This window comes from Pantoea sp. JZ2 (assembly GCF_035191405.1).
Classification (GTDB): Bacteria; Pseudomonadota; Gammaproteobacteria; order Enterobacterales; family Enterobacteriaceae; genus Pantoea; species Pantoea stewartii.
This window is the reverse complement of sequence record NZ_CP045249.1, coordinates 211998-220571: the sequence shown is the minus strand read 5'-3', so window position 1 is coordinate 220571 and position 8574 is coordinate 211998. Positions and strand designations below refer to the sequence as shown.

General features: G+C 45.0%; 10 protein-coding genes and 2 pseudogenes. 3 read left to right on the top strand and 9 right to left on the bottom strand.

Annotation, left to right across the window (positions count from 1 at the left end):
* Positions 1–518 precede the first annotated feature (518 nt).
* Together GC087_RS25905 and GC087_RS24855 are read left to right on the top strand one after the other, a co-directional pair.
* A pseudogene (locus GC087_RS25905) lies at positions 519–602 on the top strand (IS1 family transposase); the annotation flags it as partial.
* A gap of 63 nt (positions 603–665) precedes the next feature.
* Positions 666–1361 (top strand): IS6 family transposase, encoded by a 696-nt coding sequence (locus GC087_RS24855; protein WP_324030753.1) that lies wholly within the window; start codon positions 666–668, stop codon positions 1359–1361.
* Between the two features lie 64 nt (positions 1362–1425).
* Here GC087_RS24855 and GC087_RS24850 read toward each other — a convergent pair.
* A pseudogene (locus tag GC087_RS24850) lies at positions 1426–1530 on the bottom strand (IS1 family transposase); the annotation flags it as partial.
* A gap of 1070 nt (positions 1531–2600) precedes the next feature.
* Between GC087_RS24850 and GC087_RS24845 the strand changes: the two are divergent.
* Positions 2601–3158 carry a winged helix-turn-helix domain-containing protein gene (locus GC087_RS24845; protein ID WP_210523081.1) on the top strand — a complete coding sequence of 186 codons (558 nt, stop codon included), beginning with the start codon at positions 2601–2603 and terminating at the stop codon, positions 3156–3158.
* A gap of 326 nt (positions 3159–3484) precedes the next feature.
* On the opposite strand, the gene GC087_RS24840 is transcribed toward GC087_RS24845, so the two are convergent.
* The 8 genes from GC087_RS24840 to GC087_RS24805 are packed head-to-tail and all read right to left on the bottom strand — an operon-like array spanning position 3485 to position 8268.
* Complete coding sequence (locus GC087_RS24840; protein WP_210523083.1) at positions 3485–3988, bottom strand: lytic transglycosylase domain-containing protein; 504 nt, start codon at positions 3986–3988, stop codon at positions 3485–3487.
* A 44-nt stretch (positions 3989–4032) separates the two neighbouring features.
* Positions 4033–4389: a hypothetical protein gene (locus GC087_RS24835; RefSeq protein ID WP_210523085.1), complete on the bottom strand. Its 357-nt coding sequence runs from the start codon at positions 4387–4389 to the stop codon at positions 4033–4035.
* Entirely contained in the window at positions 4382–5062 is a 681-nt protein-coding gene (locus GC087_RS24830; protein WP_210523087.1) for a type III secretion protein, read from the bottom strand. The genes GC087_RS24835 and GC087_RS24830 overlap by 8 nt, the downstream gene beginning before the upstream one ends.
* Positions 5043–5573, bottom strand: coding sequence for an OrgA/MxiK family T3SS sorting platform protein (locus GC087_RS24825; RefSeq protein WP_246874576.1), 531 nt, complete (start codon positions 5571–5573; stop codon positions 5043–5045). Before GC087_RS24825 ends, GC087_RS24830 begins: the two co-directional genes overlap by 20 nt.
* A 20-nt stretch (positions 5574–5593) precedes the next feature.
* Positions 5594–6364, bottom strand: coding sequence for a type III secretion system inner membrane ring lipoprotein SctJ (gene sctJ / locus GC087_RS24820; RefSeq protein WP_210523091.1), 771 nt, complete (start codon positions 6362–6364; stop codon positions 5594–5596).
* A complete protein-coding gene (sctI, locus tag GC087_RS24815; protein WP_210523093.1) occupies positions 6364–6687 on the bottom strand; it encodes a type III secretion system inner rod subunit SctI in 324 nt (107 codons plus the stop codon). The genes sctJ and sctI overlap by 1 nt, the downstream gene beginning before the upstream one ends.
* 50 nt (positions 6688–6737) lie before the next feature.
* Entirely contained in the window at positions 6738–7001 is a 264-nt protein-coding gene (gene sctF / locus GC087_RS24810; protein ID WP_210523095.1) for a type III secretion system needle filament subunit SctF, read from the bottom strand.
* On the bottom strand, positions 6994–8268 hold the full coding sequence (locus GC087_RS24805) for a PrgH/EprH family type III secretion apparatus protein (RefSeq protein WP_416383447.1): 1275 nt from the start codon (positions 8266–8268) through the stop codon (positions 6994–6996). The genes sctF and GC087_RS24805 overlap by 8 nt, the downstream gene beginning before the upstream one ends.
* Positions 8269–8574: the final 306 nt, after the last annotated feature.

The window sequence follows — 8574 nt, the reverse complement described above, 5'->3', positions numbered from 1 at the left end:
GTGCTGCTCCGTCAGCAAAAAATAATGATCAGTTTACCACTGACTGATATTTGCAACAGTGCCCTTTTTGAACCCAGGGATATCAGCCTGAATTTTTTTCATATCTGCATACGATGTGTTACTTATAGTCTTTAGATCGTCAGGAAGACTCCACTTTCCGTGTGATTTGTCATATTTTTTGTTGTAATAATCCACTTTAGACGTAACTACTCCATTGTCTGCTATGTGACTGATGTGATTTCTTACCGGAGAATTTGCGTTGATACCATGTATGGGCATGATTTCATCCTTTTAAATTTAGTATTGGGTATATTTAGAATCACTGAAGAAATTTCACTGGAAATGAATATTTCGATCCCACTATACCGCATAAAGTTCAAACTTTACTTATCGTTCAAGATCCCGGAATAAAAAAGCGCGATTTTTGCTATTTGGGGTTCTACGCCGGAACCCCAGATTTTTGGTGGTGCCTCTAATTGGTTGAGTTGATGTATCATGTTTGCTTTTGAGGTTTACTCATGGCCTGCGTCACCGTTTATTGCCCCCGTTGTCAGTCTGCTCAGGTTTATCGGCACGGGCAGAACCCGAACGGACACGACCGATGGCTCTGTCGCATTAAGGAGTCGTCAGGTAACATGCAGTTTTTTTTGCGATGTTCCCTGCCCATGTCTCTGATCCGAAAAGCCTTCAAACGCCTGCATTATCCCGTCGATATTATTGCCCAGTGCGTTCGCTGGTATCTGGCTTACTCACTCAGCTTGCGAAATCTTGAAGAGATAATGGCTGAGCGGGGGATTGTCGTTGATCATTCCACGCTTCACCGCTGGGTCATCCGGCTGGTACCACGCTTAGCTAAGGCGTTTCGCCGGTATAAACGTAATCCTGGCCGACGGTGGCGAATGGACGAAACCTACATCAAAATCAGGGGGCAGTGGAAATACCTGTACCGGGCAGTTGACAGTACGGGGCAGACCATCGACTTCCTGCTGGTCGCTAAACGTGATGCGGCAGCTGCTCTGCGTTTCTTCCGCAAGGCTATCCGCAATAACGGGGAACCGGAGGTGGTAACCATTGATAAAAGCGGCGCGAATACCGCGGCTCTGGATACACTCAACGCGGGTAAAGCAGATGAAGAAACCATTATCGTCAGGCAAAGCAAGTATCTGAACAATTTGATTGAGCAGGATCACCGGAACATCAAACGGCGGATACGACTGATGCTGGGGTTCAAATCATTTCGCCGGGCGCCGATGATACTGGCCGGCATTGAGTTAATCCATATGATACGCAAAGGGCAGTATAAACATCCGCAGGGGAACGGGTTGTCACCGGCAGAACAATTCTATCTTTTGATTGACTGAAAAACAGATTACGCAGCTTTTGCTGACTTACTGCCGTTAATGCGACAGAGCCTTGGCGCTAACAATGGCACTCCCGACAGCGGAATCGGTCGTGTCCGTTCGGGGTTTGCCCGTGCCGATAAACCTGAGCAGACTGACAACGGGGGCAATAAACGGTGACGCAGGCCATGAGTAAACCTCAAAAGCAAACATGATACATCAACTCAACCAATTAGAGGCACCACCATTTTATCGTACTGCTGAGTGTAAATGCTGTATTTCTGACTTCCTGACTGTTTAAGGAAATTAAACTGATCGATACAAATATTTCCGGAGCCTGGGATGGTATTACCGTATGTCAGTGATGACTTGTCATTTATATAGTTACTGACCTGTACATTATGACTCTTACTGCCGGAAGTTGTTCCTGCGCTATTTCCAGTCGCACAGCCACTGATTATAAGGAACGAAAAAGATAAAATAGCTGTAGCTGCATTCCTTATTCCTTTTCATAACATTTCCTTTATAGTTCATATTTCTTGAATGATTAACTTGATGTCCAAGGATGATTAAAAAACAAAATAAACTTGAGGTAAAGCAGAAAATAAAAAAACTACTTATATGAAGTGGGTATTGGGCATGCGAACCGCAGGTTTCTAAGTGTAAGATATTGTTTTTATAGTTTTCTATTGTGCTTTTCTTGATGTTCATCAAACAAATTATTTCGATTATAAATCGGTTGTAGCGATCATTCATCAAGGCTTGATAGCTATAATCTATCAAGATTTCAGAATTGATCGGTTTAATTGAATTTACTCATGGTTTTTTAATGTTTATTTTCTAACCGAGGAAATCTTTGCTCTTGGCTTTTTTCCTCGTTTATCCCCTTACCCATTTTGCCGCTGATTCCTCTCCGTTGAGGCGGCATTTTTTTGAGGCCTCAGGAATGTTTTGCTCAGGGATGAGAAAGCTCGTTTCGTCTGCTCTTATATTTATCCAGGTTTTTCTGATTTTATTCCCATTCGTTACCGGGGGGGCGCGCATCAGAAATACATTCCTTTCATGAAATGAAGACGACAATGTCGGCCATTTCAGACCTGACGAAAGCCGGAGTTGATAACTCAGTGGCGGCGGTGTCGACAGCAGAAGAATTTTATTTATTGGTTGCCTAAAAACCGGAATTGCGGTTCCTGCTGACTTGTAGCCGTTAATGCGACAGAACCGTTTTCCTGAAGATATCAAACGCCAGAAGGATTTAAAATGAAAAAATGCGTAGAAAATACAGGAAGAATTTACTTTCTTAATTTCACATTTGATCCAAAGTCCAGAACGCTACAGCAATACGATACCGTTTTGCAATTAAGGAAAAAGCATTCAGATGTGCTAGAATTACTTTGCGAAAAATACCCAGAACCGGTTTCTCAGGCTGAATTTCTTGCCGAAGTATGGGGGGGCGGTTATGTTACTTCGCAAAGTATCGCACAGACGATTTTTTCTTTAAGAGTCAGCCTGGGTGATGAAACTAAAAATATTATTGTCACTATTCCAAAGTTGGGGTATAAATTTACGGCCGAACCGCGCTGGGAAAAGCCTGAAACTAATAAGCTTGGCTATGAGTCATCTTTTCTAGGGTGCAACGTACCAGGCAACGTTTCCTTTTCCACCAAATCGATGAATAGCTTCATTCCCATGGGTGCTACTTCGATGTCGGTTATTCCTTATTCTGCTCCAAGAACGTTGCCCGACAGAAGGAGGTTTAGGCCTCAGACATTATTTTTGAGTGTAGTAGTTACGTTTTTTATAGTCTTATTTTTTTGAATGACGGCAAGAAATAATCCGTTGCATTTTAGTGCCATTAGATGATATTTTTTGTACTGTTGCGATCCTGCTGAAGAAGCCTACCACCCTGAGGTTAATTTGTTAAGTGCTAAATGCGTCAAGCGGGAAGATATACCTTCAAAATAATTAAGAAAATTACATGTTATTTTTTTAGATTGTATTAGTAGACGACAATTAAACAGTTCAATGGATATTTTATCCAGGAGTATGTAGTCGTTCATCTGTTAAACTTTATCGACTTTGCGGCATCGTAATTCTGGTACCATAACGCAAGCAAGATGCTTGCGTTATTCCTTACTCCTTATTTATCGACAGACGAAACGCTCGCGGATACTGTCTTGTTTGGCCACTTCGATTTTATCGATGACTGATGTTAGGTGTGTAATTAAGTATATGATTTTTTTGACATACCTGTCATGAAACACCGGTGTCTTAGAATGATAGTTACCGATTCCATCCCACGTGTAGCCATAGCGCTCAATACTTTGCTTGAGCACCCAGGCACCTGAAAAAACATTAGCGCAACTATTCTCTCGCAACAAAGCTTCATCAATGCCCAGGGACTTTAAGGCCTTAAAATGCACAGTGTTAATTTGCATAATGCCAACATCAACGGTGCTATTTGTATTGCGATTCATAGCCTGCTGACGGTTTCTGGACTCTTGCCAAATAATAGCCTTAATCAGCAGGGGGTTAATCTGGAAGCACTGCGCGGCTTCGACAATGCAATCTACCTTTTGTGCTGTAGCAAAAGGGAAGAACAAAAGAGATAAGGTTAAAGCAACGGGTGTAAATGATTTTATTTTCATGATTTTTATGCCCGGCACTAAGCCGGGATTAATAGCGGGGAAGGTTATAACGACGGATCGCTGTCGGTCTCGGTAAAGCTTTTATACATCATATTATTAAAAAACATATTCACGCCGAGCAGCTGGAAGGTGCGCTTGCCCAGCACGTTGTTCGCATAATCTTTGTACTCATCGGTATTGCGCAAATAGGTATCGGAGTAGAGCAACGCTTCGTTCAATTGATGCATCGATACGTTCTTATCGGGGGAAAGTTCCCGCATTTGATCCATCACATCGCTCAGCTTATCGTCGGGCTTATTCTGCTGGAAATAGTGGAGTACTTTATCGTTAAATCTCTCATCCGACGATTCACCGTCTTTCACGTACGGCGAGGAAGGGGCAATACTGTTGATGTTACTCATTGTTTTCATCCTTATCTGAGCTGACGGTTTCTGAAGGCATCCGGTGGCTCATAACGATGAGTTTCCCAGCCAGATTGCGAAGCATGTCGGGCGTCAGTTTGTTGATAGTTTCATTAAAACCGGCGGTCTTATCATCCGCTTGCTGTAGCCACGTGCGGCAAAGCGTTTCACTAGGAAAGCGCACCGCATCCATGTCATTTTGCACGGTAATGTGATTATCATCGGTATACAGGTAGTTCGAGATGTCCGCGCCTTCCGGCAGCTTTACTGCTCGGGGAATAACGATGCGCAGCGCTTTCTGATGCCCACACTGTTCCTGAAGATGATGGATAATGCGCTCAACGATCATCGGGTCGTGTAAGGACTGATTGAGAGCTGTGCCGATCTGCTGGCGAAAAACCTCCTGCCGCTTTTGCTGCTGGCGCTGATACTCGTCAAGCAGCGTCACCAGCTGCGAGAAAAATAGCTCAAAGCCGGTCTGGAACGCTTGCCTCTCAAAGTTTTCACGCAGCCTGACCGTCTGTAACTCATACTCGGCATGAATTTCACTGCAGCGATTTAGGGTACGTTCCAGCGCCACGGCTATCCGCTGATGGCGGGTTCGCTCAGAAGATTTAATCACCGTCAGGCGATGCAGGTCTTCGGGTAACTCATCAATAGTAATGGTGCGCATAGGTGAAGGCCATTCGTAGCAAATTAATGTGGTTTAGCGTTTTGGGGGCCGCGAATTGCGCAAGCGCCATGCCGGAAGGGAAGTGCAGCATCAGACGCTGTCGCAGCGCGGCAGGTAACCCTGAGAGCTGTCCCAGAAGGAACGTTGCGCCGCAGGAAGCGGTATCAAACGGGATATCGCCTTCATCAAGCGTTACCTCCAGAAGCAGCGGCAAAGAGATAAAGGCCAGCAGACGTGGGTCAGACATAAGCTCAGCGCCCATTTCAGGCAGTCTGTTCCGCTGCAGATAGCCACCAACCAAATGTGCAGCAAGGGGGATCAGATGCCAGTGCGAAAGCAATAGCGAACACGTGGCTTCGGCGGGCTGCCAGCGTGCGGGTAGGTCAGAGAGTTTGCCGTGCCTCAGCAGCCAGAAATTAAGTAGCCTGTCCTCTCGGATTTCACTCGCCCGGAATATCTCCGGCAGGTGGCTGCGATGTGTATAGCTTGCCGGGGCGTATAAAATGGACATTATGCGCGGATCTCCGACTCTCATGGTTTTGCTGCCTCGTCTTCAATCAGTTCGGCAGCGTTATCCTGGGTTGAAGGCGGGCGGCGGCTAAGCTTGTAGAGCATGAAGCCCGCCGTGCCGCCTGCGCACAAAGCCATAGCAGAAAAGAGGATAATCCACAGGGCAGGGATGCTGGCGGGTACTCTGGTAGGCGCAACGTACTGGATAACCGGGGCGGGGAACAGAACCACCGAAATATTCTCGTAGCGCACGTCATCGAAACTATTTTTGATTAACGTTTTGATCTGCGAGATAAACAAATTATCGTCAATCTCGCCTTTATAGGAAATAAGCACACCGACGTGGCCGGTGGCTTTTTTTCCGCTCGTATTGTTATTAAAGGGGGGATAGCTGACGTGAACGCGCGCATTAACGACCGGAGCTATCATGCGCAGCGATTGCTCAAGCCGCTGCTCCTGTAATGAGAGTACGCGAGCCTGCTCGGCGTTGGGTGAAGAAACCAGAGAGCTTTCCGGAAAAGCCTGCCCTATCTGAACGTCAGCGGCCCACGGCAGCTGGTACTGATTAATGATAGACAGCGCGGCGGTACCTTCAGACTCCCCGACCGAGACGGTATAGCCAGCCTTAAGATTGCCGTCCTTTTTCGCTGAAATATTATGCTGCTGCAGAATAGCCAGAACCTGGTTGGCCTGCTCCTGGGTAAGGTTGAAGAGTAGGTTCTCGTCATTACAGGCGCTAAGCATAAAAGTTAACAACACGGCAGCGAGGACACGTGAATATTTTTTTATCATTATTGCGATTTTTCTAGGGTTTCTATGGTGCTCACCGCCTTGCGTGCAAGAGTACTCACCAGGGAAACGTAGTTACTGTATTCACCGATATAGTTTTGTAGCATCTGTAGCTTCTCCGGATTGCTGGTGTAATGCGGAGATTGGCTAAGGGTATTAATCACATTTTTAAACTGCGCGTCGGTTTCGCTGACTTTAGTAAACGTGCTGGATACTAAATTATTAAAATTTCGATCGTGAACGCTTACGGATAGGTTAGCTTCAGGGTTGATGGTATTTGGCGAGAGCCGGGTTAATGCCGACAGGGGTTCATTAAATTGACTCATAATTACTCCACAGTAGAAAAGGGTACGAGAGCAACACGTACCCGGGTTAATTAACGGAAGTTTTGAATAATGGCCGCGCCAATATCCTTATAGACTTTTACGGTACTTGTCTGGGCGTTACGAAATAGCGTGTATTGCTGTAGCTTCGACTGATATTTTGCCAATACGGCTGGGTCAGACGGGTCGACTTTCAATTCAGCTTCAGCTGTCTTTAATTCCTCCATCATAGATTTAGCACCTGCTTCGAAGCCGGCAGATACTTCATCCAGATAATAGCCATTGCTATCCACAGTAGGTGCGTGTGTGTCAGCCATTTAAGTCTCCTTGTTTTAGGGGGAAGTACCAATGACGAGGATTCAAAAACAGATAGCCATTAGAAGAGTCAACATATGACTTATCTTGTAACCAGTTTTCGTCGAGATTAATTGAAAAATTAATCACGCGGTTTCCCCATTGGTAATTGAACTGTTTAATGAAATTCTGCAAAGAACGTAGAGCGCTGTCGCTCAGGGCATCACGAACCACCAAAGCATAACCGCTAGGAGAATTGATTTGGCGGTAGTAAATGTTAAAACGATCCAGGCCCTGGCGAGCTTCCTGTAATAACTGGGCTTTAATTTTTACCAGGACTTTGATGTCGAGAGCAAAAGGGATTTTTTGTAAAACAATAGCCTTGAAGTTTTTTTCTTCCTGTAGGGTTAATCCTCTGTAAAGTGCAATTGCCGGGTGCTGAGGTTTGGAATAGTCAATTTGTAAAACGGGATAACCTGCATTAGCCAGCTGCGTAATGACTTCATTTCTTTGCTGCGTTAACCAAACAGGAATCACGCTGTCCTTGCGCTGCAATTTGAAGAGTGCTTCCCGCGTCCATTCCATTGCCTGAAAGTTCTGGATAAGAACGTAGATAAGATTATTATCACGGCCACGAACAATATCCACAGGCATCGGTGCGCCCGCCAGCGCTTCATTTAATGTTAAAACCTGCCGATCACTTTCCAGTTTTTTATACCAGATTACGCCTGCAGTAATCAAAAGAAGTAAGAGAATAATTGAACCGAAAACGAGAGCATGATTTTTTTTTGCATTAAACTTTTCCAGTTTCACCTGTTCGCTGAATTCAGCACCGAGCGCCGGGGGAAGGTTGAAGTTTTTAATATCTTCAGGCCAGTCATCTTCGCTAGGTTTGATGGCAAAGCGGATGTGTTCATGCACGAAAACTTCATTTTCCTTCAGCAGCGCTGGGTAGCTTCTATCCACCCCCTGTACTTCAAGACGATATCCTTCTTCCGATTCTTCATCTCGGAAAAGAGCCGACAAACGCAAGATAATGTTGGGTGACGGCATATCACAGGGTAGGTAAAGCGTATTCAGCGTGTAGGCTGCGGCATGCTCTCCGGGCAACATCGTTCCCGTGGCGTTATCCTGGAGTGCAAGTCCCGGGTTGATGATGAGAAAGTAATCGTCTGCTGGAAGGTGGAGTTCACAACCAAACATGGGTCCAAACAGCACCTTCAGGGTGAATTTTTTCAGTGCCTCTGGTACAGGCATATCATCGTTTAATTCGTTCATGTCGCTGTTCATAGAAAGGGCCATTAATAATGTAAATAAGCAATCTAACGAGCAGCGCCCGTGTGATTTTATTTTAATCTGCACTAAAACTTCCTAATGCTAAGCCGTGCCATTTAATAGAAAATTTTCAAAAGGAATCAAGTACCTCGCGAATGGGAAAAATATTTTTGCATTCGCGATGAATTTATTTGGAGGCATACGGATATTGCATCTTTAAGACGGCACACTGTAGCGCTACCGATTATTAAACTCAATATTTTTTTGTTGATTTTTTGTTGAGGCTTTTTTTAGAGTGTTTATTCTTTTTTTATCTCTTTC

Coding starts and splice junctions, on each gene's coding strand:
- GC087_RS24855 (WP_324030753.1), top strand. CDS start 666: ATGTCTCTGATCCGAAAAGCCTTCAAACGCCTGCATTATCCCGTCGAT.
- GC087_RS24845 (WP_210523081.1), top strand. CDS start 2,601: ATGAAAAAATGCGTAGAAAATACAGGAAGAATTTACTTTCTTAATTTC.
- GC087_RS24840 (WP_210523083.1), bottom strand. CDS start 3,988: ATGAAAATAAAATCATTTACACCCGTTGCTTTAACCTTATCTCTTTTG.
- GC087_RS24835 (WP_210523085.1), bottom strand. CDS start 4,389: ATGAGTAACATCAACAGTATTGCCCCTTCCTCGCCGTACGTGAAAGAC.
- GC087_RS24830 (WP_210523087.1), bottom strand. CDS start 5,062: ATGCGCACCATTACTATTGATGAGTTACCCGAAGACCTGCATCGCCTG.
- GC087_RS24825 (WP_246874576.1), bottom strand. CDS start 5,573: ATGTCCATTTTATACGCCCCGGCAAGCTATACACATCGCAGCCACCTG.
- sctJ (WP_210523091.1), bottom strand. CDS start 6,364: ATGATAAAAAAATATTCACGTGTCCTCGCTGCCGTGTTGTTAACTTTT.
- sctI (WP_210523093.1), bottom strand. CDS start 6,687: ATGAGTCAATTTAATGAACCCCTGTCGGCATTAACCCGGCTCTCGCCA.
- sctF (WP_210523095.1), bottom strand. CDS start 7,001: ATGGCTGACACACACGCACCTACTGTGGATAGCAATGGCTATTATCTG.
- GC087_RS24805 (WP_416383447.1), bottom strand. CDS start 8,268: ATGAACAGCGACATGAACGAATTAAACGATGATATGCCTGTACCAGAG.